General features: G+C 67.7%; 23 protein-coding genes and 1 tRNA gene. 13 read left to right on the forward strand and 11 right to left on the reverse strand.

Annotated elements, in window-relative coordinates:
- Positions 1–101 precede the first annotated feature (101 nt).
- Together ACFVSU_RS10635 and ACFVSU_RS10640 are read left to right on the forward strand one after the other, a co-directional pair.
- Positions 102–1,313, forward strand: coding sequence for a tyrosine-type recombinase/integrase (locus ACFVSU_RS10635; protein WP_387142090.1), 1,212 nt, complete (start codon positions 102–104; stop codon positions 1,311–1,313).
- Between the two features lie 843 nt (positions 1,314–2,156).
- A complete protein-coding gene (locus ACFVSU_RS10640; protein ID WP_387142093.1) occupies positions 2,157–3,110 on the forward strand; it encodes a hypothetical protein in 954 nt (317 codons plus the stop codon).
- Between the two features lie 1,053 nt (positions 3,111–4,163).
- Here the strand turns inward: ACFVSU_RS10640 and ACFVSU_RS10645 are convergent.
- Positions 4,164–4,472: a hypothetical protein gene (locus ACFVSU_RS10645; protein WP_387142096.1), complete on the reverse strand. Its 309-nt coding sequence runs from the start codon at positions 4,470–4,472 to the stop codon at positions 4,164–4,166.
- 385 nt (positions 4,473–4,857) lie between these two features.
- On the opposite strand from ACFVSU_RS10645, the gene ACFVSU_RS10650 reads away from it, so the two are divergent.
- Positions 4,858–5,139, forward strand: coding sequence for a helix-turn-helix domain-containing protein (locus ACFVSU_RS10650; protein WP_387143481.1), 282 nt, complete (start codon positions 4,858–4,860; stop codon positions 5,137–5,139).
- Positions 5,140–5,633: 494 nt separating this feature from the next.
- Here the strand turns inward: ACFVSU_RS10650 and ACFVSU_RS10655 are convergent, their stop codons facing one another.
- The 6 genes from ACFVSU_RS10655 to ACFVSU_RS10680 all read right to left on the reverse strand — a co-directional run bounded on the left by ACFVSU_RS10655 (position 5,634) and on the right by ACFVSU_RS10680 (position 9,096).
- The gene (locus ACFVSU_RS10655; protein WP_387142099.1) at positions 5,634–6,287 is read right to left on the reverse strand and encodes a hypothetical protein; all 654 of its coding nucleotides are present in this window, start codon (positions 6,285–6,287) and stop codon (positions 5,634–5,636) included.
- A gap of 223 nt (positions 6,288–6,510) precedes the next feature.
- Positions 6,511–7,143 carry a hypothetical protein gene (locus ACFVSU_RS10660; RefSeq protein WP_387142102.1) on the reverse strand — a complete coding sequence of 211 codons (633 nt, stop codon included), beginning with the start codon at positions 7,141–7,143 and terminating at the stop codon, positions 6,511–6,513.
- Positions 7,144–7,232: 89 nt separating this feature from the next.
- Positions 7,233–7,874: a hypothetical protein gene (locus tag ACFVSU_RS10665; RefSeq protein ID WP_387142105.1), complete on the reverse strand. Its 642-nt coding sequence runs from the start codon at positions 7,872–7,874 to the stop codon at positions 7,233–7,235.
- Positions 7,871–8,452: an RNA polymerase sigma factor gene (locus ACFVSU_RS10670; protein ID WP_387142108.1), complete on the reverse strand. Its 582-nt coding sequence runs from the start codon at positions 8,450–8,452 to the stop codon at positions 7,871–7,873. Before ACFVSU_RS10670 ends, ACFVSU_RS10665 begins: the two co-directional genes overlap by 4 nt.
- A 48-nt stretch (positions 8,453–8,500) precedes the next feature.
- A complete protein-coding gene (locus tag ACFVSU_RS10675) occupies positions 8,501–8,698 on the reverse strand; it encodes a hypothetical protein (protein WP_387142111.1) in 198 nt (65 codons plus the stop codon).
- A 116-nt stretch (positions 8,699–8,814) separates the two neighbouring features.
- Positions 8,815–9,096, reverse strand: a complete 282-nt coding sequence (locus tag ACFVSU_RS10680; RefSeq protein ID WP_387142114.1) for a DUF3892 domain-containing protein — start codon at positions 9,094–9,096, stop codon at positions 8,815–8,817.
- Between the two features lie 200 nt (positions 9,097–9,296).
- Here ACFVSU_RS10680 and ACFVSU_RS10685 point away from each other — a divergent pair, with 200 nt between their 5' ends.
- From ACFVSU_RS10685 to ACFVSU_RS10705, 5 genes are all read left to right on the forward strand, one after another.
- Positions 9,297–9,821, forward strand: a complete 525-nt coding sequence (locus ACFVSU_RS10685; protein WP_387142116.1) for an RNA polymerase sigma factor — start codon at positions 9,297–9,299, stop codon at positions 9,819–9,821.
- The gene (locus ACFVSU_RS10690; RefSeq protein ID WP_387142119.1) at positions 9,797–10,831 is read left to right on the forward strand and encodes a hypothetical protein; all 1,035 of its coding nucleotides are present in this window, start codon (positions 9,797–9,799) and stop codon (positions 10,829–10,831) included. The genes ACFVSU_RS10685 and ACFVSU_RS10690 overlap by 25 nt, the downstream gene beginning before the upstream one ends.
- On the forward strand, positions 10,828–11,289 hold the full coding sequence (locus tag ACFVSU_RS10695; protein WP_387142122.1) for a hypothetical protein: 462 nt from the start codon (positions 10,828–10,830) through the stop codon (positions 11,287–11,289). The genes ACFVSU_RS10690 and ACFVSU_RS10695 overlap by 4 nt, the downstream gene beginning before the upstream one ends.
- A 275-nt stretch (positions 11,290–11,564) precedes the next feature.
- A tRNA-Gly gene (locus ACFVSU_RS10700) sits at positions 11,565–11,638 on the forward strand.
- Positions 11,638–13,707, forward strand: a complete 2,070-nt coding sequence (locus ACFVSU_RS10705) for an acyltransferase (RefSeq protein ID WP_387142125.1) — start codon at positions 11,638–11,640, stop codon at positions 13,705–13,707. The genes ACFVSU_RS10700 and ACFVSU_RS10705 overlap by 1 nt, the downstream gene beginning before the upstream one ends.
- Before the next feature lie 58 nt (positions 13,708–13,765).
- Here the strand turns inward: ACFVSU_RS10705 and ACFVSU_RS10710 are convergent, their stop codons facing one another.
- Positions 13,766–14,518 carry a class I SAM-dependent methyltransferase gene (locus tag ACFVSU_RS10710; protein WP_387142128.1) on the reverse strand — a complete coding sequence of 251 codons (753 nt, stop codon included), beginning with the start codon at positions 14,516–14,518 and terminating at the stop codon, positions 13,766–13,768.
- Between the two features lie 127 nt (positions 14,519–14,645).
- On the opposite strand from ACFVSU_RS10710, the gene ACFVSU_RS10715 reads away from it, so the two are divergent.
- The 3 genes from ACFVSU_RS10715 to ACFVSU_RS10725 all read left to right on the forward strand — a co-directional run bounded on the left by ACFVSU_RS10715 (position 14,646) and on the right by ACFVSU_RS10725 (position 17,677).
- Entirely contained in the window at positions 14,646–16,151 is a 1,506-nt protein-coding gene (locus ACFVSU_RS10715; protein WP_387142131.1) for a DUF222 domain-containing protein, read from the forward strand.
- A gap of 482 nt (positions 16,152–16,633) precedes the next feature.
- On the forward strand, positions 16,634–17,176 hold the full coding sequence (locus tag ACFVSU_RS10720) for a GrpB family protein (RefSeq protein ID WP_387142133.1): 543 nt from the start codon (positions 16,634–16,636) through the stop codon (positions 17,174–17,176).
- A gap of 75 nt (positions 17,177–17,251) precedes the next feature.
- Positions 17,252–17,677 (forward strand): pyridoxamine 5'-phosphate oxidase family protein, encoded by a 426-nt coding sequence (locus tag ACFVSU_RS10725; RefSeq protein ID WP_387142136.1) that lies wholly within the window; start codon positions 17,252–17,254, stop codon positions 17,675–17,677.
- Here the strand turns inward: ACFVSU_RS10725 and ACFVSU_RS10730 are convergent.
- Positions 17,658–18,551 carry a carbohydrate kinase family protein gene (locus ACFVSU_RS10730; RefSeq protein WP_387142139.1) on the reverse strand — a complete coding sequence of 298 codons (894 nt, stop codon included), beginning with the start codon at positions 18,549–18,551 and terminating at the stop codon, positions 17,658–17,660. The two genes, ACFVSU_RS10725 and ACFVSU_RS10730, sit on opposite strands and share 20 nt — an antisense overlap.
- Positions 18,552–18,579: 28 nt before the next feature.
- Between ACFVSU_RS10730 and ACFVSU_RS10735 the strand changes: the two genes are divergently transcribed.
- Both ACFVSU_RS10735 and ACFVSU_RS10740 read left to right on the forward strand, forming a co-directional pair.
- Positions 18,580–18,738 carry a hypothetical protein gene (locus ACFVSU_RS10735; protein ID WP_387142142.1) on the forward strand — a complete coding sequence of 53 codons (159 nt, stop codon included), beginning with the start codon at positions 18,580–18,582 and terminating at the stop codon, positions 18,736–18,738.
- Positions 18,739–18,805: 67 nt separating this feature from the next.
- On the forward strand, positions 18,806–19,444 hold the full coding sequence (locus tag ACFVSU_RS10740) for a hypothetical protein (RefSeq protein WP_387142145.1): 639 nt from the start codon (positions 18,806–18,808) through the stop codon (positions 19,442–19,444).
- Between the two features lie 45 nt (positions 19,445–19,489).
- On the opposite strand, the gene ACFVSU_RS10745 is transcribed toward ACFVSU_RS10740, so the two are convergent.
- Both ACFVSU_RS10745 and ACFVSU_RS10750 read right to left on the reverse strand, forming a co-directional pair.
- Complete coding sequence (locus tag ACFVSU_RS10745; RefSeq protein ID WP_387142148.1) at positions 19,490–21,238, reverse strand: beta-galactosidase family protein; 1,749 nt, start codon at positions 21,236–21,238, stop codon at positions 19,490–19,492.
- On the reverse strand, positions 21,235–21,894 hold the full coding sequence (locus ACFVSU_RS10750; RefSeq protein WP_387142151.1) for a bifunctional 4-hydroxy-2-oxoglutarate aldolase/2-dehydro-3-deoxy-phosphogluconate aldolase: 660 nt from the start codon (positions 21,892–21,894) through the stop codon (positions 21,235–21,237). The genes ACFVSU_RS10745 and ACFVSU_RS10750 overlap by 4 nt, the downstream gene beginning before the upstream one ends.
- Positions 21,895–22,000 lie beyond the last annotated feature (106 nt).

Genomic DNA, 22,000 nt, shown 5'->3' on the forward strand with positions numbered 1-22,000 from the left:
TGATTTTCCGCGGATCTCCGAGGGTCGGTTTCTCACAGCACGTGCTGTAGCGCGACCCGCATGTGTACACCTTTGTGTACACCGTTGCTATCGTGACGGCCATGCCTAAGTCGCGCGAGCACGGCCAGGGCGCCCTGTACTGGGTCGAATCCCGCAAAATGTGGCGCGCGGTGCTCGATGTCGGCTTCGACGAGACCACCGGGAAACGGGTACAGAAGGCCCGGATGTCCAAGAGCAAAGACGAGGCGGTCAAGAAGCTCAACGCGATGATTCGGGAACGCGACTCCCTCGGCATGGTGATGGACCGCTCCACCCGGGTCGCCGAACTCGCCGACGCATGGCTGGCCGATGTCGCCGAGCGGGCGAAGCCGAAGACGCTGACCAACTACCGGTCCAACGTGCGCACCAAGGTGCTCCCCTCCCTCGGCCGCCGGGTGGTGTCCGAGTTGACGCCGGCGGATGTGCGGCGGATGCATGCCGCGATTCGCGCGTCAGGGGCGGGGTACTCCAGCGTCGCCAGCGCGCACCGCACCCTGGTCACGATGCTCGAGTACGCGAAATCCGAGCGGGTCATCTCCGGTGAGAACGTCGCCATGCTCGCCCCGCCCCGACGCGGCCGGGTGGGGAAGGCGAAGGACTCCTTCACCCGCGAACAAGCCAAGGCGCTCCTCGGCGTGGAGGATGCCCGGGTCACGCTCGGGCTGCTCACCGGGCTGCGCAGCGGTGAGGCGATGGCGTTGCGATGGGAAGACATCGACTTCGACCACGCCGTCGCGGAACTGTCCTGGTCGCTCACCGAGGCGTCCTTCCAGCACGGCTGCGGCGGGACCTGCGGGAAGATCCGCGCCGGGAACTGCCAGCAGCGAATCCTGGAGATCTCCGACTCCCTCGAAGCCATCCCTTTGGAAGGCCGGCTGGTCCTGGTGCGCCCCAAGAACGACACACCCCGACAGATCCCCCTCACCCCCGCCGTCGCCGATCAACTTCGACGGCTTCGCGACACCGAGGACAGCCCAAGTCCCTACGGGCTGGTCTGGCACCGCGACAACGGCGCACCCCAGACCAACTCCGACGACAACGACCACCTCCGCGCCATCCTCACCCGCGCGGGAATCGACGAACCCGCCGCGACGACCCACTGGCTCCGACACACTTACGTCACCCTGTCAGAGCACGCCGGCATCCCCTGGGCCGCCGCTGCTGGTGTCTCTGGCCACGGCAGCCCCGAAGCCTCCGACCCCTACCGCCACGTCCTCACCACCGAAGGCCGCAAAGCCGTCACAACGCTCTCCGCATGGGTTGCGACCGACTAGCAACACCACGCGACGCCATCGGGGCCGCCACCAACGCAGGCATTAGGAGCGTTGGCTGTCGGTGGAGCTACCGCCTGCGGCCCAGACGGATCATCGCGTCGCTAACCGAACGCACTCGTCGGCCACCGACCCACGTTCCCCGCTCTTGACGGACATTCGACAAAGTCGCGCCGCAACCCGCTCTTGAGTGGCTGGGTGAAGTCTTCGTGGGCCGGGCGCGCAGCCGCCTCCGCAATGATCGACCCGGGCCCCGGCGCGAACGTCAAGTGCGAGCGCGGCGCTTGAGAACGTGCCCGAGACGGTGGGGGCCGCGGACGCAGATTGGTTGCCAGGAGAACCGTCTCAGTCACGCACCTCGACACCTCTGTAAGCCTGGATCGTGGCACTTTAGCAATCATCGAAGAGAACTGGTCAAAGTCGCGGGCACATGTCCGACGGGCGGGCATGCGGGACATAACAGAATGAGGAGAGACGCTGCGGCGGCTTTGCGTGAGATTAGGAGACGTTCGCAGATCGATACCTCGTTGTCACTGGGTCATCAGATCGAAAAGAGGGACAATGCTCAAACCGGCGTCAACTGTTCGGAAATTGGCCAGTGGGGTGTTGACGGGAGCCGTTCTCCTATCAGCGCTCTTGGTGGCCGCACCAGCGCGCGCTTCCGCGCAGAGTTCTGAAGGCGATTCTCCACGGCCGGAGAAGAAGTTTGAAGCTGCCCCTTTCGACCATGCATTGAGCTTGGAGGACGCGACAAGGATCCAGTCGGCTCTCGGGGCGCCCGTTCTGGGCTATCACTTCGAGAGCGACTCGACAGTGGGCGACTACTGGCTGGGGACTAATCAGACGATGGACGAGTTCCTGGCGGAGATGGAGCGCTTGACAGGCACTCAGCCAGAAGTTGTCAATGCCTATCTGTCGGCGGATGCGTCTGCCGACGACACGAAGGCTCGGAACGCCGCCGCGCGAGTGATCGTCACGGGCTACCCGGAGTTCCATGCGAGCGCGCCGAACCCTTCGAGCGACTTCAGGCCATCAGCCACGGCAGAGGCACCGCCGGAAGCCGGGGTTGCCGCCGCCTCCGCGGCGGGGCGCTGGGATCCGGAGGTCGCCGAGGTTCAGATTCTCGATCTGGGCTCCACCATCAACATTATCGAAAAGTACAGCTGGCCGGACACATTCACCAGCAACGTATACAACATGCCGAATCACTGGGGTATGGAGTTCACCGTGGACTTTTGGACCAGTATGCGGACGCCACCACCGTTCTATGTGCCGCCCGTCACCTATGGCTACCGTCCATGGTGCGGGTGGGGCGACTACAAGGACTGGGCGGCGGCATCAAATGACGTATTCAATTGGTTTGCCATGGTGATGGATGGCAACGACTACGTCTATGCGCCCGGCCAGATCGGGTTTTACGGCGACTACAACGACCTGTCCGACGAGTGCACGCGCAGCAGCGTCAGCGTGGGAATGGCGCAGCCTTGGGCGATGCCTTATTCGTCCTGGGGGTCAAACGAGGTGATGCTGTCGCTGTTCCCTGACCGGGGCCAGGACACCTGGAGCAAGATCGACGCGAACATCCAGGCTGTCGAGCGCCACACGTGCGAGACGAACACATCCATGCCCCTGACCGACTGCATGGGCGCTACTCCGTCGGTCGTATGGCCCGGCCCCGGCGCGAACAGCCGAGGTGTTCTGTCGCTCAGCCGCAATTGGACGGCGCCCGACAAGTGCTGGGTGTCGCTCGACTGGGGAACAACCGATCCCCTCCCGTGGGCGTGCAGCGCGGGCAGCTAACGAGCACCACCGGCAGTGCGGCGGCTGACCACGGTCAGCAGGTTCCGAGTCAGCCGCCGTATCGAGTCGTCACGAACGATCACTGACGAGGACGAACGTTCTGCCCGCGACCGTGACGGGCGATCCGCAACGTCGGCGAGTTCAATCTGAGGAACGCACGTGGGATGGTGAGAAGGTGGAGGTCCAATGGCGGTGAGGAAGCGTGGTCGGGCGGCAGCAGTGCTCTGCGGAGCCATCGTGGTCGTTTCACTCGCTGGTTGCGCAACGGAGTACCACGGGCACAGCAGTGGGATCGACAACGTATTGTGGCGCCAGATTGCGGCATTCGAGGATCCGTTGTCCGAGCTCATGTTCCATCCCACGGAGAATCAACCCGCGACTTACCTAGCCGCCCTCCCAGGCGCTCGATGGGATGGGAGCGAATCCGGAGCACGTGACATAGATCTGGACGATGGTGGTGTCGTCCTGTACGACATGTCCTCAACCGCAAGGTCAGCCGAAGCGTCAGTTTTCATTGCTTCAGGGCCGCGGGTTGCCAGCCCAACCGATGCCGATCACAAGTACTCGGGGCCGACCGAGGTCTACACCTGCTACCGCGTCGCGGCGCACTTTGGACCGGCTCAAGGGCCATCGGTCGACCGCGATGTTTTCAGCGAGTGCCCCCGAGCGCTTGTACAGTTGGTTTCCACCGACGCCGCGTTCGCGAGCGGGGAGGTCTTCGACGGCTAGAGCCAAATGCCTCACGCGTAGCGGTGGAGTCCACTTGGACCGGTAATCACGATCGGCGGCTCATGCACCAGCGGTTGAGCCTTCCTTCGTCGCAGGCCGCACTCGAGGCCGAGTACGAGAGGGTGCTGCAGATCAAGGCGCGCCGCGACCGGCTCGATGCCGCCATCGAGCAGCTCGCCACGGACAGCAAGTTCGACGGGGTCGTGCGAGCATGTCCGTTCCGAGATCCGCGTTTCTTTCGGATATCGACCGGCGCACCGGCTTTCTGGTCGAATGACGGTGCGTCAGCGCGCAACGAATCGGATGAGCTTGACCATCGGGCAGTCATGTTGCCGTGTGGCGGGCGAACAGCTTGTCGAGTACCGACCGCAATTGAACGGCAGCGTCAGGTGCTGGCATCCTCATGATGGCGGCCGCCTCATTCGCGAACTCGATCCCCTCTTCAGCGAGCAGATCCTCCAGAGCGACACCGTCGAAGCGGATCTCGTCGAGCCTGGCGTCGGCGCCTGTGCCGGCGTAGATGTTGAAGTCAGTGTGGGCGCCCTCATCGCCGTACTGAATCGTGGGAGCCAGCGCCGGAAAGCGGCGGCGGAACTCGTCATGCGGCGCGCAGTAGATGATTCCGATGTCCACCCGATGCCAGATTGACCCGCTTGGAATCCGTTGGCGGTCCTCAGCGGATCCAGTTCAGCGCAGATGAGATCTGCAACGTCTTGCGGCTTCAGTTGCGCCACCATTCTTTGATCTTCTTGCATGCGTAGCTCCTGCGCACGTCAACGTGGGTGAGGGTCGCGGTCTTCGTGCCATTCACCACTGCGCTGAGGATGCGTCGTATCTCGCGGTCGGTCTTGCGTTCGGCGCGTCGCCGGTCGACGGCCCGATCGCATAGAGCGAGCAGGCCGCACATGGTGGGGCACAGCAGCATCGCGAAGGCACTGACCCTGGATGTTGATCCGGACTGTCAGGAATCGCCCTCGGCGGTCCTAACCAGGTGAAGCGGTCTTTCCGGGGGTGTGTGGTGCAGATAGATGAGCGACAGCACGCGGAGCGACGCCACGAAGCGGCTACTCGACTCGGAGATGCCCTGCGTGCGCTACGCCATTCGCGCAACCTGTCGCAGGAGCAAGTCGCGCTCGACGCGGGACTTTCCGTTGATACCTACGGCTACCTCGAGCGAGGTCAGACACCGTGGGGGCGGGACGCCAACCCACGGATCGATACCCTCCTGCGGATCTTCACTGTCTTGGGCGTGGATGCCCCGCGGCTACTCCGCGAGGCCGAGACCGACGGCGAGAAATAGATGGTGGCGTGGACATGGCCAGGTCTGTCTGATCGACTGGAGATGATGCAGGAAGGTAGGGAAGGTAGGGACGAATGATGCGACGGCGATGGATACTCGTACGGGTCCTGGGCTCGGTTGCCCTGATCGGAGCTATCGGCCTGGTGATCGCCATAGTTGTGGCGAACGTTCTCGGGCTCTCCTCAACCGCTACTGCACTTCAGCAATGGGGCTTCTGGCTGCTGTGGGGATCGATCGCCGCCGGCGTCCTCTGGGCAATCGTCGCTCGATCTCGGCGTCACCGGCGCGGTCCAGTCCCAGCGGAAGCAGTCACCGATGTGAACGACATCTACCTCGGTCGCCGTCCGGCAACCGCGCCTTCCAAGTCGACATCGAGCTATTCGGCGTACCCGCCTGACAGCGAAGGGAAACAAGGAGAGCGCCAATAGAAAACGCAATGCGTGCCCCGTGGTCGAGGCCACGGGGCACACATTAACTCAGTTGGATCAGTTGGATCAGTTCGCGAACATGCCGGACGACCCGATCACGCCGCCACCCGACGACTTCGTCAGGAGGCGCGTGGTGTCTGCGACGTTGCCCCAGAGAATCGTGCCGCTGCCACCGCCACCGTAGGCGGGCAAGCATCCGATGCCCTTCCAGTCGGTTACCCACTGGTAGCCACCGGTCGATACCGGGGTCAGCTTGTGCCCCTTGATCTGGACACAGGCGCCTGCGAGTGCGCTGCCGTCGACTGTGACGGAGTATCCGGCGGTGGTCGTGGAGGTGGTTCCGATCAGCGAGCATCCCGGAACCGACTGGTTCCAGAGGTTGTTCGCTGGTGCGACCCAGGTGGTCCAACCGCCACACCCCGCGAGCGCGGCGCGTGACTGGGGCCTGCCGGCTGCGCTGTCGGTGGTGATCGTTCCGTCCTCCTCGATCACGCCGGTCTCCAGCCCGTTATCCGTTGCGATGACGACGGGGCCGCTGTCTGCGAAGCCGGGCATGACCGCGACCGGGACCTCCTCGCCGTCGATGACGAGATGGTCGGCGACGGGCTTTTCGACGGGGGGAGAAGGGACGGCGTCGTCCGCGGAGGCGAGGGCCGCGGGGAGTATGGCGAGGGTCGCGCTCACGACAGCGGCGAGGGCCAGGCGCGTGCGTTTTTGCATCAGTCGATCTCCAGTTCGCATCGTTGCTTTGCGCGTCCGAATCCGGTGTCTGGGAGTCACGTTCGATTCGGCGCGCTGTTCGCTTCAGACCGTAGGGAGATTTGGGGTTGGGGACCACCGAAAAGACTAGGTTGCGGATCGCCGGGGTGCGTGCCGTCCGCCAAGGATCCGACGGCGCATCCGATCCTGTGTCTGCTGGACGCGAGCGAGCGTCCGTGCGGCACTACTCGGGCGTCGCTGAGCGGAAGACTTCGACTGTCCCCTCGGACGAGCGGTTCGCAAGGACGACGGCCACGACGCCAAGCCCGATGGTGCCGGCGAGGAACCCCAGGGTTCCGAACGCCGATAGCGCACTCGCCATCTGAAGGAATGCGCCTGGGGCGGCGACACCGACTAGCTGCGGTACAACCCACAGCACTACTTGCGTGAGGAGAACCCACAGCGGTGCCCAGTTCCACGGCTTGGGCACCACCCGCGCGCGAGCGACCTGCACTGTGGCGATCAGCCCGGCGACCACGGGGGCCACCACCACCAAGTCGCCCCAGATCGACCAAGTGTCGACCTGCTCGGCATCGATGGGCCCGGCGATCATTCCGACCAGACTCGCGGTCAGTGGCCAGACGGCCACCACTGCCGACGCAGCCAGTCCCAGCGGTTTGCGGGCAACGACGCTGCCCTCCCGGCCTAGACCGATCGCCAGTACGAGGATCGCGCCGGCCCACAGCAGGTCTTCCACCACCGCGACGGTGGTGGACAGCACGGGTGTGCCGAGAACCGCCCCGCGAAGCACGCCGATGACCCCGCATGCGATCAGCCCGATGCCGCCTATGAGCCAGGTCAGCCTACGTCTGCGCATGAGAACCACGCTAACGACGGCAATCGGCAGCGGGCTCTCGGAGCCGGGAATCCGAGCACCCCGGTCCGGACGCTTGGGCGGTGCTGTCCTCATCGCCAGGCCTCGTCAGGGAGTGCTTCAGGGGTGTTCCAGTCGTACTCCGAGTAGCGAGTCTGGATGTCAGGAGTGTTTTCGTCCCGGGCAATCGCTTCGGAGCTGACCGGTATCCACGGCTCGATGGTGAGAATTCTCAGCTCACCGACGGCGGGCTGGCTGGAGATCTGCTTCGCAATGGCGTTGCCCGCGTCGACCATGGCCGCACGACTTAGGGATGCGCCACATACTCGCGCGACCGCATCCACACTGGTGCCATCGGTTGCGCTGGTGATCGTGATGCCGGGGCTAACGACGAAGCCAGGAGGCAGGGTCACGTTACTGATCGCTTCCGCGATCGCGGCACCGCCGTTCGCGTACTCGATGTTGGATCCCTCGTATGCGAGACAGGGCTGAGGCGTTTCGACTGCCGCGGTCGGGGCGGACGATGATGCGGGTTGCGGCACCATGACGGTTCGCGATGCGAGCAGTGTGGCAGTTCCAGCCGTGAGCCCGGCCACGAGCACCACAGCGAAGCTGGCCGCAAGAGCCCGCGCTCGGCGCTTTCGGCTGTGCTGGATCTGGTCGATTCCCGTCAGAACGTCTGCACGCATGTCCGCGTGCTCATCAGGCGTGAGCTTGTCCGCTTCGACGCTCATAAGAACTCCATCCCTTCGAGCTCGGTCCTCAACCGAGCCTTGGCTCGGTTGAGTCTGGATTTCACGGTCCCCACCGGTATGCCGAGCGCCCGAGCCACGTCTCGTTCGGGGTATCCCTCGAGGACCGTCAACACCATCACGCTTTGTTCTCGAGATGGCAGGCGCTTTAGCGCAGCCAACGCACCGCTCTCGTCGACCGCGACCACGGGGCCGGATGGTGCCGGCGGAGGAAGTCGGTGGAGAAGCCCGCGGTATCGCCGACTCGACCGCTCAAGGTTGCGGGCCGTGAATGCGACAGTGTTGAGCAACCACGGCAACGGGGAGCCTTCGACAAGGCGAACCTGAGCCCGTTTGCGCCACAACTCGTAGAACGCGACGGTCACCGCGTCCTTTGCGTCCTCACGTGAAGTCAGAAGCTGACGTGCATGCGCGAAAGCACGTGACTCGTGACGATCGAACACGGCCGCGAACGCGTGGGTATCTCCGGCGCGTGCTCGCGTCCATTCCGATCGCTCATCTTCGCTCACACCCCATAGTGTCCGCGAGTCCGTCGAAGGTTCGGAATTTGCATCTGGCACGAGACCGGTTTGTCTCCCGCTTGCCAATACAGACGGGGCGCGACCGGGCTAGCTCTCGAGGAGCGGCGGCAGCTCCAACATCCAGACAACTAACGTGCCCACGATGGCGAGGATGAAGCCAACCACGATCACCAGGGTGACGGCACCGCGGGTGAGTCCAGTGCGCTTCCGAAAAGCAGCAACCAGGACGCCCGAGACGATGAGGGCGATCGCGCCTGTCCAGCGCAGGATTCGACCCAGGTCCACACAGCTTCTTCGCTCGCGGTCGGCCCGAACACAGGCACTTCCCCTGCGAGCGAGCCACCTGCGCCATCCCTATCCAGAGGAGGACGACCGCGGGCACATAGCCCGCGACTATCCAGCTAGAAGGTCGGGAGGCCAACGAGATCATTCGTCCACTCCCCGTCGGCGTGCGCGCGAAGGTATGACTGACCTTTCGTCAACCGGATGACACGGACCTCGACGCGCCCGGCTTCGCTGGCGACGTACGCCTCACCGTCGTTGCTCTCAATCCACTTCACGAGCGAAGGCCCGTCACTCTCCCCTATCGGGCCGTTGCTGATGGTCTTCCACCGGTAGCGGACGATCTCTTCTTCGGTCCTATCGGTGCTACTGAACCGAACGTGGGTGATCTCGATGGCCATGCCGCTTCCCGTGTCTTCGACCGATGCGGCCCGTTTGGGCGCCGTCAATCGCCTATGTCCAGAAGCAGCGATTCCTGACACCGCGGACGCTCTGGGGCCGGCCGCATCGGAGAACAACCTCGATGTCAGGAAGTGACGCCTCCTGACATATACAAGGTGAGGGCGTCACCAAGTGCCCCCGGTGGAAGTACAGGAGAACGGTGTTCGCGGCAGAGGACTTTGCAGAGTTCTATCGCGGGCATCGGCGTACCGTGTGGAGGTTCGTGCGACGAAGAGTCGACGCCGACGGCGCCTGCGACGACATCTGCGCCGAGGTGTTCGAGCTCGCCTACCGAAAGCTCGACCCCTCGCACCCCAACCCGGCCGGGTGGCTCATCCTCACCGCCACGCACATCCTCCAGGCCACAGCCCGACGTCGACGACGTGACGCCCAAGCACTCCGCGACCACGCGATCCTGCACACGCCGGCTGACTGGCAAGACCCCCGGCTCGAGCAGCTCGCGGAAGCCTGGCAGCGGCTCCCCCACCGTCACCAACAAGTGCTTCAGCTGCTCATCTGGGACCAGCTGAGCGCCGCGGATGCCGCTGTTGTGTTGCGTTGCTCAGAACAGTCGGTGTGGAAACGGGCAAGCCGGGCACGACAGGCACTCCGAGATGTTTGGCCCACCGACACGGACGACACCAGCAAGGGAGGTCGATCATGGGACACGATCCCGACGCCATGAACGACGCCCAGATCGACGCACTCATCCGAGGGCTAGATCCTCTCCGTGAGCTGAAGACCGATGAGCTGCTCACCCTGCGCGAGCAAGCAACGCTGCAGCGGATCATGGTGGCACCGGAACAGCGCGCGTCGTCACCGGCCTCGGTCCCGCCAGCCCGCAGGAACTTCCCGCTTGTCCTCTCGATGGCGGTCACTGCGGTCGTCGCGATGATCGCGATCGTGCTGGTGTGGCCGCCGGCGGCGCGTCGCGCTGTCGCCCTCACCCCACCACCGCTGCAGCTATCTAGTTCGTCGCAGCCGATCGGAGAGGTCGTCAGCGTGGCACACCGGTTGCTCACCAGGAGCCCTCGCGAACCCCATGCGGAACGCAAGGTTTCGTCCGTCGGCTGGTACCTGCAGATGGACCACCTCACCACAGGCGACACACGCTCGGTGATCGCACCTCAGGTCATCCACCTGACTTGGGAGGCCGATGGGTCCGGGCGCGAGGTCATCACCGCCGGCGTGCCGTACCTTGCGGACGGCTCCCCACCACCGGACCCGGATTCCGCACCGGCGGCAGGTTCGCAGCTGTCCGAGACGACCTATCCCGCTGGTGGGTTTGGGTCCCCGATCGATCACATCCCCGGCAACACGGAGGCGGATGTGCGCGAGCTGTTGTCGGCGTATTGGTCCCCCGTGGCAGCAGACCCGTCGGCGTCCGACATCATCACCGCGGTGTCCAACGCGTTCGGGTCCTGGACCCTCACCGATGAGCAGCATGCCCACATCCTCACCATGCTGAGCACCGCGCCCGGCGCGACCGTGGCCGGCACAGCGGTAGACCGTGCCGGGCGCGACGTCACGGTGATCGCCGCTGATTCCACCACCAACCCCGACTTCCGCCAGTTCCTGCTGATCTCGAACGAGACCGGCCGCATCGTCGGCACCGAAAATGTCCGCCTGACCCCGCTGGGAGACCTCCTCCCCGCCGGGGGCGTCACCTCCTACACGCTCTGGGAAACACGTTGAAACCTCGCACCACCATTACCGCCGTCCTCACCATCGCGCTCGCCCTCACCATCGGAATAGGCTCCGCGGCGAATGCGGACGAGCCGCTGGACCCGCGCATCTCCTACGCCCTCGACGCGCAGCCCGGCGGCGTCCTGATCAACCCGACAACCGTCGTCTGGCCGGACACCGGCGCGCAGCTCACCATCCCCTCCGCGATCACGCCGTTCGGGTTGTCATCCAAGTGCCCGAGCGGCACAATCTGCGCATTCCAGTCAGCCAACGAAGGCGGCGCGCGACTGTCCTGGGCAAGCTGCAGCACCTTCTCCACGACAGCCCTCGCATCCGTCGGCTCCGTGGCAAACGCCCGCTCAATCGGAACCGTACAGGCGCGCCTCGGGACCACAGTCGTGGCATCGACATCGGCCGGCAACTTCGCCAACGTGTACAGCCCCACCGACAACATCCGCTGCTACTAGCGCTCACACGGCTCGATCCCGCTCAGGGTCAGATACGAGAGGTGACGCCGATCGTGACTGAGCCGGACCACTCCCCAACCTGTGCGAGCGGGTGCCCGAGAGAGACCCTGACCAGACGCGCGAAATCGCGTCCTCTCTCGACGCGTCCATGGTCGGTTGTTGGTCGGGCTAAACTGTCTGCTGAAGCAGAGGTTGCTTCCTCCCTTGCACATGTGACTCACATGTGTACACTTGATCTTGCTGGGTAGCCTACTTCCCAGCCTTTTCAAGGCTCCGGGGCTGTAGTTCAATGGCAGAACTTCTGCTTCCCAAGCAGACAGCGCGGGTTCGATTCCCGTCAGCCCCTCCATGTCTCCCGCGATCGCCGCCCACGAGTACTCGCCCTGGGATTTCTGGAGCGAGGCGACGCCGTCCGAGCGCGAAGCGCAGCTGCTCCTCCAGCAGACCGTCGTCGCTGGCCGTCCCGACCACGAACTCGGCGAGCAGTGCTTCCTCTCCGAGCTGGCCTCGATCGACAACGACTCGCTGCGCCTCGGCGACCGCACGTACGTCGCGGCCGGCGCCTACCTCACCGGCGACCTCCGGGCCGGCGCCGACTGCAGCATCAACCCGTACACGGTGATCCGCGGACGGGTCACGATGGGCGACGGCGTCCGCATCGGCGCGCACACCTCGATCCTCGGCTTCAACCACTCGATGGAGTCCGGCACGCCGGTCTTCCGTCAGCCCTTGACCTCCAAGGGCATCGAGATCGGCGACGACGTGTGGATCGGCTCGCACGTCGTGATCCTCGACGGCGTCAGCGTCGGGTCGCACTCCGTGCTCGCCGCCAGCGCGGTGGTCACCAAGGACGTTCCGGCAGGCGCCGTCGTCGGCGGGAACCCCGCGCGGTTCATCCGCTGGCGCGTCGAGCCCGACGACACCGGCATCCACCCCGATGCGGCGGCGGATGCTGCCGCCCGGGGCACCGAGGACCGCCTCGACTCGCCCGAACCACGCGAGCCCGTGGAGACGCCGCCGGCGGTGCTCGCCGCGCTGGCCACGGCCGCGTCGGAGGCTGGGGTCTCATCCGAGCTCCTGTCTGCGCCGGAACTCCTGCCCGCACCGGAGGCCGAGCCCGAGCCGGAGGCCGAGCCCGAGGCCGAGGGGTGGGCCGCAGCGGACCCCGCGCAAGGTCACCTGCACACGCACGTGTCGCCGCGCGCGACGGCGTACGACGCCGACCCCGCTCACACGGCGGCCAACGTCAATGCCACCGCCACTGCACCCGGCGCCCCGACTGCGACGTCTACCAACGTCGTCACCGCCGCCGCCACCTCGACCGCGGCCGCCGACACCGCAGGCCTGGCCGAACGCGTCGCCGAACTGGCGGCGCGCGCGAGGGACGAGGCATCCGTCGTCCTGCAACGCGCGTGGAACGACGACCTCGGACTCTTCGCGGACCGACCCGGCGCCGCCCCGACCGTCCGCGCCCAGGCGGACGCGATCGAGATCGCCGACCTGCTGCTCGGCGCCGCGCCGCCGCAGGGGTCGGCGGACGCGCAGATTCGTCGTCTACAGGGATGGCAGGACGCCGCGACCGGCGCGGTCGCTCCTCTCGATGCGGACGGGCGACAGCGGGAGGGGCTCGGGTTCTCCCACGAGGATGTCGCGTACCACGTGCTGAGCACGGGCTACGCGCTGGATCTGCTGGGGTCGGAATTTCCGGCTCCTCTCACATGGGTGACCGCGGCGACCCCCGAACGGGTCGTCGAGTTCTGCGAGAGTCTGCCGTGGGCCACCGACGCGTGGGGCGCCGGACACCACATCGACGGCTTCGGCACCGCGATTCTGTGGACGAAGCGTGCCGGGCATCCGATTCCGGCGGGTGTGGAGGAGGCGCTGTTCGGCTGGCTGCTGCTCCACGCCGACCCGCAGACCGGCATGTGGGGTTCGACAACTCCCGACCGCGGACTTCTCCCCGTCGTGAACGGCTTCTACCGGGCGTCGCGCGGCACGTTCGCGCAGTTCGGCGTGCCGCTTCCCCACCCCGATCGCGTGATCGACACCGTGCTGCGCCATGCGCGCGATCCGCGCTGGTTCGCATCCGGCGCGCGCAACGCGTGCAACGTGCTCGACGTCGCGCACCCGCTGTGGCTCGCACGCGGGAGCGGCTACCGCGACGACGAGGTGCGAGAGCTGGCCGCGCGCCTGCTCTCCGAAGCGCTGGCGACGTGGGTGCCCGGCGCCGGATTCTCGTTCCGCGAGCCGAGCCCGGCGACGCGCGGACTCACCGAGACCGAGCCGGGTCTCCAGGGCACGGAGATGTGGCTCGCGATCCTCTGGTACCTCGCGGATCTCGCGGGGGTGTCCGACGCGCTCGGCTATCGCCCGCGCGGCGTGCACCGACCGGAGCCGGCGCTGGCGCTGCGACCGTAGGCGCGATCGCCCCGGAGATCCACGGACGCCTGTGTCCGAGGCATCCGTCTCGATTCGATCACGTCCCCTGCCGCGTCGGGGCGAGCACCAGCAGCCACGACGAGTAGTGCTCGACGACCGAGCCTCCGAGGTCCCTCACCGCCGCGACTGCCTGCTCCACCTCTGCCGGCGACCAATCACTGAAGGTGCGGAAGAGGCGCCCGATCGCCGCGGCGTCGAGCTCGACGGTCCATCGGTAGGTCGAGACGTCCTCCACGGCGAACAGGCCCGATGCCGTCAGCGCGTCGGTCATCGCGGCGAGGTCCTCAGCGGGCGGCCCCGGCCGCTCGGGCGCGTGGCGCGCGGCGACGATCTCGGCGACGCGTGAGCGGAACGGCGTCTGCGCAGCGTCCGCGTCTCCGAACACATTGCGCCAGACCACGAAGTGCCCATCGGGCGTGAGAATCGTAGATATCTTCGGAAGCATGATGTCGAGATTGAGCCAGTGGACGGACGTCGCGGCCACCGCGAGATCGAAGCTGCCTGCGGGGAGCTCGACATCCTCGGCCCGGGAGACGATCACCCTTGCGGCGGGATGGGCATCCTCGAGCAGGGTCGCGAGGCGCCGGCCAGGCTCGATCGCGGTGACCCTCATCCCGGCGGCCAGAAGCCGGCCCGTCGCCTGCCCGCTCCCCGCGCCCAGGTCCAGAGCCGACTTCCCGGACTCCAGCAGACCGATCATGCGCAGCCGATCCCACAACGCCGGCGGATACGGCGGGCGCGCCGAGTCGTATTCTTCAGCGCCTTCCTCGAAGTGCGTTGCGCTCGGCATGCGAGCGAGCGTAGACCCGGCCTCCACCGTGGGCGACGTACACGGTGCGTGCGCCGATCACGACTGACGTGGGGGGCGGTCACCGGTCGTGGCGATCAATGTCGGAGACCGTTCGTATCTTTGTTCTATGAACCTTCCGGCCTCTTCCTCTCCCTCGACGCGGTTGACGGATGCTGCCGCCCGCGTGGCCTCGCGGCTCGGCGACGGCGCAGCCGAGGTGGCGGAGATGGCCGACGACGAACTCCTGGAACTGCTCACCGACGCGACCGAGGCGCGGAAGGCGCTCGAGCTGATCGTCGCCGGCGCCTCGGCAGAGGTGTCGCGGCGCTCGTCCCGAGAGCTCGGGTACGGCGGGCTGGCTCAACGGAAAGGCCTGCGCACCGGAACGGCGCTCGTCCAGCACATCACCGGGCTCGGGCGTGCAGACGTGACCAGAGCCGTCGATGCGGGCAGGGAACTCGCCCCGACGCCGGCGGAGCCGGTGGCCGGCGTGGTGCGGGTGGGCGGGGCGGACAGCGCGGCCGCTCCCCCGACGCCGGCGGTCGACGAGTGGCTCGGCACGCTTCGAGGCGCCCTCGCGTCCGGATGCGTGACACAGGCGCAGTTCCAGGCGATCCGTGCAGGACTCGGCGAGCCGCCTGTCGAGCGCTACCCAGAGCTGGCGCCCGACTTCCTCCCGCAGGCCTGGGCTCGCGCCGTGCATGTGCTGCTCGACGAAGCGGACGGACTCGCCGTGGAAGATCTCCGCAACCAGGCGCGCATCGCCCGAGACCGACTCGATCCGGTCGGGGTGACGTTGCGGTTCGAAGAGCGCTTCGCCGCGCGGTCCTTCCGCACCTGGACCGACCAGGACGGCCAGCGCCACGCTCATATCCTGTTCGACGACGAGGCGGGCGCGTGGGTGGACGCGCTCCTGCAGGCCGCGCTGCGACCCCGTCGCGGACCACGCTTCGTCGGTGCGGACACCGGGGAGAAGATGCGCGCCGCTGAGGCCGACGAGCGGTCGAACGAGCAGCTGCAGTACGACACGATCATGGCCGTGATGCGCACGGGCGCGAACGCCGATCCTCAGCAGGCCTTCGGCGACCGCCAGCCGGGTGTGCGCATCGTGGTGGAAGCCTCAGCGGTAGCCGGCGGCGATCAGCGTGGCGAGATGCAGGTCACGGGGATCGGCCACATCGAAGACGGCGGACAAGCGCTGCCCGGCGGGGTCATCGACGCACGTCTGTGCGACTCCGGGGTCATCCCGGTGATGTGGGGGCCCGACGGTCGCCCACTCGACGTCGGGCGCGAGCTTCGCCTGTTCACGAGAAAGCAGCGCATCGCGATCGCCGCCCGTGACGGCGGCTGCATGTGGCCGTCCTGCGGCGCCCCGATCTCGCAATGCGAGTACCACCACATCGATCACTGGTGGGAAGATCACGGCCGCACCGACGTCGACGACGGGATCGCCCTCTGCCGCAACTGCCACCTGCGGCTTCACAACCAGCGATGGCGCATCACGCGCGCACGAGATCCGATCACAGATGCCGACACGTACTGGCTGCACCCTCCGCCCGACCCGGTGACGGGTGAAATGGGCGAGCCCGTGGAGCTGAGGTCGAAGTCGCCTCGACGATTCGAGGCGGCATGACGAGCGGATGGGCGTCGCGAGCGGGCGCGTGGCAAGGGGTGTGCGGGCGGCAGGCGGGCGCGTGGCGAGGGACACACCGGCGCAGCGAGCGGACACGTGGCGAGGGACGTACCGGCGTGGCGAACGGACACGTGGCGAAGGTCGCCCCGGCGCAGCGAACGCACACGTGACGAAGGTCGCCCCGGCGCAGCGAACGCACACGTGACGAAGGACACACCGGCGCCACGAGCGCACACGTGACGAAGAACGCACCGGAGCGACGAACGGACACGCGGCCAGAGACGCACCGGAGCGACGAACGGGCACGCGGCGAGAGACATACCAGCGCAGCGAGTGGACGCGTGGACTTGGCGCAGCCCCGAAGCGAAAGTGGCGAAGGCGCGGGCGGAGACTCACGACGAGCGCGTACGCCGACGGGTCTGCGCGCGTACAGTTGCCGGGCGCGTGCGCCGCCGGTGAGGCGGAGTGGGAGGCTGGGGAGCATGGCGGTCATGGTCGTTCCCTATTCGGACGAGTGGCCGGAGCAGTTCGAGCGCGCGGCAACCGAGCTGCGACGGGCGCTGGAAGGCGTCCCGGTGCTCGCGATCGAGCACGTCGGATCGACGTCTGTGCCGGGGTTGGCGGCGAAGCCCGTCATCGACATCGATGTCGTCGTCGACCGCGCGCAGGTCACGGCGGCGATCGCGGCGCTCGTGGCCGCGGGGTACGCCCACCGCGGCGACCTGGGCGTCACCGATCGGGAGTCGATGGCTGCACCCGACGACGACCCGCGCAGGAACGTCTATGTGTGCGTCGAGGGGACGCTGCACCTGCGGAACCACCTCGCGGTGCGGGGCATCCTCCGGCATCGCGACGATCTCCGCGATCGGTACGGTGCGGTCAAGACCGAGCTCGCACGCGATCCGGGAATGGACATCGAGACCTACCTCGCCCTCAAATCACCGGTGCTGCAGGAGGTGCTCGCCCTGTCAGATCTCACCGACGCGGAGAAACGCGCGATCCTCGCCCTCAACACGAGCTTCTGAGCGGAGGTCGCGGCGCGGCATCCGCTGTTCTGCGAGTCGATGCCCGGCGGGGACTCCCTGCCGTACTGTGAGCGGATGGCGTTCGATCCCAGTGACGTTCAGGCATTCGTGGCCTTCGTGCGTGCCGAAGCGCAGGGCGTCGTCGCGACCGTGTCGCCGTCGGGGGCACCCGAGGCGGCGCTCGTCGGAATCGCCGCACTCGACGACGGCACCCTCGTGTTCGACACGCTCGTCGGGTCGCGAAAGGCCGAGAACCTGCGCCACGACCATCGCATCGCCGTCGTCGTCGGGACGGACGGCGCGGTGTCGGCGCAGATCGACGGCTTTGGGACGATCGTTCACGGCACGCTTCGTGAGGAGTACGGCGGCGCCTACAACGCGCAGTTCCCCGGATCCCGCGCGCTCGACCCGGACTTCGCCGTCGTCGTCGTGCGACCGGCGTGGGTGCGGGTCTACGACGCGGCGGCGAGTCCCGCCCACGTCACCGAAGCCCGCTGGTGACCTCTCCGGCGCCGACGACCGCCGGGTGCAGGTGCTCGAACGAGAGCGCCACGACCGCCTGACGGGCGCCGGCGGCGAGGCATCCGTCCAGGTCCGCACCCGAGAGCGACGCAGCGAGGAACCCGGCGAAGAACGCGTCGCCGGCGCCGTTCGTGTCGACGACATCCACCGGCACGGCATCGATGGTCGCGCGCCCACCGGAAGCGGCGAGGGCGATGGCGCCGCGCGCGCCGAGCGTGCAGACGGCGAGCCGCGGTCCACGGTCGAGGCAGCTCTGCATCAGCGCCCACGGATCGTCGGTCGCGTCGTCGTTCATGAAGACGACGTCGGCGGCGCGGAGGAACGGCTCGTGGAACTCCGCCGCGCCGTCGTAGTCGTGGAGGTCGGTCCAGATCGGAGCGCCCGCGGCGCCGGCGAGACGGTGCTCCACGATCGTCGCGCCGACCCCGCTGAGATCGACCACCGCGATGTCCGCGCCGGCGAGGGCGGCCTCGATACGGCCGACCTCCTCGTCGGATGCGGCCGACGGCGTCGCGAGGTAGAGGCTCACGCGCTCCCCCGCCGCGGTCATCAGGTTCGCGTGCCGCTCGGTGCGCTCCGAAGGATAGGCGGCGACCCGCACGCCCGCCGCGTCGAGCGCGGCAGACACGCGCCGGCCGTCGTCGTCAGTGCCCAGCAGCGCGTGGAGCGTGACGTCGACGCCGCGATCGGCGAGGTGCAGCGCCTTGCCGGCCGACGTCCCGCCGAGCGTGTGCAGGTCGCCGAGCGCGAACTGCATGTGCGGCACCGGTTCGGGGAGGCGGTCGAGGAGGATGAGGTGGTTCCACGACGCGGGGCCGCACACGGCGACCCGGGCGTCAGACGCGAGGGGCATCCGCCCAGTCAACCAGCCGTCTCTCCGCGTGACGACGAATCGACTTCCCGTGTCGGGGCAGCCGCAGGTCGACGCCAGGAGACTACTGCGCGACCCCGGTGAGGTCCAACGCGAGCGCGTCGGCGTCGACGATGACGCCGCTTCGACGTTCCAGGGCGCCGTCAACGGCTCCACGGGGTTGCCCTGACGGGCGAGCTTCGCTCTCCACACCATCGCGCCGAGGCGACGCACCCCTCCGACGACTCTCTGTCCTCTTGGTTGCCGCTGGTCTCCTGCTCACCGGTTGCGCATCGGAGGAGCCGACGACCGCGGCCGGCACCAGCGCCCCCGGCGCATCGACGGTCGAGACCCCGACGGCGACCGCGACTCCGACACCCGCCCCGATGCTCACGGTGGGGCTGGATGGAATCGAGTACACGGATGGCGCGGCGGCGAAGAGCCTCGCGTTCGACGATCCCGAGTCCCTCCTGACCGTCATCGAGGAGCTGATCGGTGAGCCCCGTCACGGCGAGGACTTCGAAGACCCGTGGGGGAACGGCGATGTCTGGGGAACGACCTACCGATGGACCGAGCTGACCGTCAGCGTGATGAAGGACGGCCCGGCCAGCATCGCCGTACTCGCGCCTACCGTCGGCGGGGTTCCCGTCCGGACCCTGGGCGGCGTGGCCGTCGGCGACACGCGGGAGACCGTGGTCGCAGCGGGAGGGTGGGACTCCTGGGATGAGGACGGCGACGGCGAAGCGGACTACCTCGGCATCGACGAGCGGGAGGCGCAGGGAACGCAGTCGCTGAGTCGGCCCGGAGCGGCAGGCCGCGAGTACATCGTCGTCGTCCTCGACGGGGACGTCGTCTCGCAGCTGCAGAGCCCGGGGAACGACTTCGCCGACATCTAGACGCCGATCACGCGGAGGGCGACTCAGCCGCAGCCTCGCCGCCGGCTACTCCTCGAGCGGGCCGAGGTCGGGCTCGGCGACGAAGCGCGCCTCGGCCTCCGTGACGCGATCCAGCTCGACCACCACGACGACGTTCTCGCCCACGGTCAGCGCCGCAGCCGGCACGTAGAGGGTGCGCTGGGGGCCGCTCGACCAGTAGCGGCCGAGCAGGAAGCCGTTCACGAGAGCGAAGCCCTTGCCCCAGCCGTTCGTGTCGAGGAAGAGGTCGGTCGGCTCGTCGAGCGCGAACGAGCCTCGCAGCACGAACGGGGCGACGCCGGGATCTGCGGAGGCGGCGGGAGCAGCATCCATCGCCGAAGCGCCCAGAGTTGCGACGTCGATGGGTGTCGCGGTCCACCCGGTGAGGGGCTCACCCGTCAAGGTCACCGGACCGAGGAGGCCTTTGGGTTCGCCGAGGCGCACGTCGTAGTTGACGCGGCCCTGCTCCTCCACGAGGACCCGCACACGGCGGCCCGCGGGAACGACGAGCGCATCCTCGTGACGAGTCCGCGACAGCGTGCCCACCGCCACACCGTCGACCGAGACCCACGCGTGGTCGCGCACCTCGCCGAAGCGCAGCACTCCCCCGCGGCCGTCGAGGTCCGCCTCGTACGCGACGAGGGCGCTCAGGTGCTCGAGCTGCTCGAACGTCGGCGGCAGGTCATGACGGGAACCGGATGCTGCCGCCTCGGCCGCGACCGGCTCCAGTGCGACCGCGAATGCCGGCGCAGGGCCGCTGACCGCGGGCACCTCGTCGGGCACCGGCGCGTACTTCGCGATGACGTCACGGAACGCGAAGTACTTCTCGGTCGGATCGCCGCGCTCGTCGAGCGGGGCGTCGTAGTCGTACGACGTCACGATCGGCAGGTAGCGTCCCTTGTCGTTCGCGCCGTTCGTCAGCCCGAAGTTGGTTCCGCCGTGGAACATGTAGAAGTTCACGGACGCGCCCGACGCCAGCAGCGCGTCGAGCTCGGCGGCCGACGCCGCCGCCGGGGTCGTGTGGTGGGTGTTGCCCCACCAGTCGAACCAGCCGTCCCAGAACTCGGCGCACATGAGCGGCCCGGTGGGCTGGTGACGGCGCAGGGTCGCGAGGCGCTCGGCCGCGCGAGACCCGAACGAGCCCGTGAGGTGCACCCCCGCGACGCTGCCGTCGCTGAGCATCTGGTCGGTCGGCTGGTCGATCGTGGTGAGCGGGACCGTGATGCCGGCGTCCTTCGTCACCCGCACGAGGTGCTCGAGGTACGCGGTGTCGTTGCCGTACGCGCCGTACTCGTTCTCGATCTGCACCAGGATGACGGGTCCGCCGCGGTCGATCTGGTGCGGAGCCACGATCTCGTAGACCCGCTCGAGGTATGCGGTGACCTCTTCGAGGTAGCGGGGCTCGGAACGGCGAAGGCCGACGCCGTCCAGCGCCGTCAGCCAGACGGGGAGTCCCCCGTTGTGCCATTCGGCGCAGATATAGGGGCCGGGACGCACGATCGCGTGCATGCCCTCCGCCGCGACGAGGTCGAGGAACCGCCCGAGGTCGTTCCAGCCGGTGGCGTCCCACTCGCCGCGCACCGGCTCGTGGGCGTTCCACGCGACGTACGTCTCGATGGTGTTGAGCCCCATGAGCTTCGCCTTGCGGATGCGATCGGCCCACTGCCCCGGGTGCACCCGGAAGTAGTGCAGCGCACCGGCGAGCACCCGGAAGGGCTCCCCGTCGAGGAGGAATTCGGTCTCGCCGATCGCGAACGAGCGCGCGTCGGCGGTCATCGCGCAGCCGTGCGCGCGCGAAGCACCGCGGCGAGACGCTCGAGCTGGGATGCGTCTTCGAGGGCCGAGCCGACGGCGGCGACGCGCACGCCGGCGTCGAGGAACTCCTCGACGTTCGAGGCGTCGAGCCCACCGGTGGCGACGAACTTCACCTGCGGGAACGGTCCGCGGATGTGCTTGAACCAGCCGCTGCCGAGCCACGTCGCGGGGAACGCCTTGAGCCACGTCAGCCCGAGCGAGACGGCGAGCTGAACCTCGCTGGGGGTCGCGACTCCCGGGAGGATCGGGATGCCGGCATCCTGCGCCGCCCGCACGACAACCGGGTCGAGTCCCGGCGAGACGAGATACACCGCGCCCGCGTCGGCGGCCCGCGTCGCCTGCTCCGGCGTGATGATCGTGCCGGCGCCGACGCTCTTGCCGCGGGCGTTCGCCGCCTCCACGACGGCACGCAGGGCGCGCTCGTCCTCGTCGGTCTGCAGCGGCACCTCGACGGAGTCGATTCCGAGGTCCCACGCGGTCTCGGAGAGGCGCACCGAGCGCTCGACGCCCATGCCGCGGAGGATCGCCATGAGCGGCGCCCCGGCGAATGCCGTGTCGAACCAGGCGCCCTGGGCGGCAGCATCCGGTGCGCTCGATGAGGTGGGCTGGGAGGTCATTCGCGGGTCCTTCGGGTGTCGGGTTCAGTCATCGTTGCGGGTGGGGGCGCACCGCGTGCGTTCCGGGCGTGCGGCTTGCGCCCCGAAGGTTCGGGACGCGCCCGGA

Source organism: Microbacterium sp. NPDC058062, from assembly GCF_042885375.1.
Taxonomy (GTDB): Bacteria; Actinomycetota; Actinomycetes; order Actinomycetales; family Microbacteriaceae; genus Microbacterium; species Microbacterium trichothecenolyticum_C.

Coding starts and splice junctions, on each gene's coding strand:
- ACFVSU_RS10680 (WP_387142114.1), bottom strand. CDS start 9,096: ATGGCCATCGAGATCACCCACGTTCGGTTCAGTAGCACCGATAGGACC.
- ACFVSU_RS10655 (WP_387142099.1), bottom strand. CDS start 6,287: ATGCAAAAACGCACGCGCCTGGCCCTCGCCGCTGTCGTGAGCGCGACC.
- ACFVSU_RS10720 (WP_387142133.1), top strand. CDS start 16,634: ATGGCGGTCATGGTCGTTCCCTATTCGGACGAGTGGCCGGAGCAGTTC.
- ACFVSU_RS10725 (WP_387142136.1), top strand. CDS start 17,252: ATGGCGTTCGATCCCAGTGACGTTCAGGCATTCGTGGCCTTCGTGCGT.
- ACFVSU_RS10745 (WP_387142148.1), bottom strand. CDS start 21,238: ATGACCGCCGACGCGCGCTCGTTCGCGATCGGCGAGACCGAATTCCTC.
- ACFVSU_RS10690 (WP_387142119.1), top strand. CDS start 9,797: ATGGGACACGATCCCGACGCCATGAACGACGCCCAGATCGACGCACTC.
- ACFVSU_RS10640 (WP_387142093.1), top strand. CDS start 2,157: ATGGACGAGTTCCTGGCGGAGATGGAGCGCTTGACAGGCACTCAGCCA.
- ACFVSU_RS10730 (WP_387142139.1), bottom strand. CDS start 18,551: ATGCCCCTCGCGTCTGACGCCCGGGTCGCCGTGTGCGGCCCCGCGTCG.
- ACFVSU_RS10710 (WP_387142128.1), bottom strand. CDS start 14,518: ATGCCGAGCGCAACGCACTTCGAGGAAGGCGCTGAAGAATACGACTCG.
- ACFVSU_RS10660 (WP_387142102.1), bottom strand. CDS start 7,143: ATGCGCAGACGTAGGCTGACCTGGCTCATAGGCGGCATCGGGCTGATC.
- ACFVSU_RS10635 (WP_387142090.1), top strand. CDS start 102: ATGCCTAAGTCGCGCGAGCACGGCCAGGGCGCCCTGTACTGGGTCGAA.
- ACFVSU_RS10715 (WP_387142131.1), top strand. CDS start 14,646: ATGAACCTTCCGGCCTCTTCCTCTCCCTCGACGCGGTTGACGGATGCT.
- ACFVSU_RS10750 (WP_387142151.1), bottom strand. CDS start 21,894: ATGACCTCCCAGCCCACCTCATCGAGCGCACCGGATGCTGCCGCCCAG.
- ACFVSU_RS10665 (WP_387142105.1), bottom strand. CDS start 7,874: ATGAGCGTCGAAGCGGACAAGCTCACGCCTGATGAGCACGCGGACATG.
- ACFVSU_RS10705 (WP_387142125.1), top strand. CDS start 11,638: ATGTCTCCCGCGATCGCCGCCCACGAGTACTCGCCCTGGGATTTCTGG.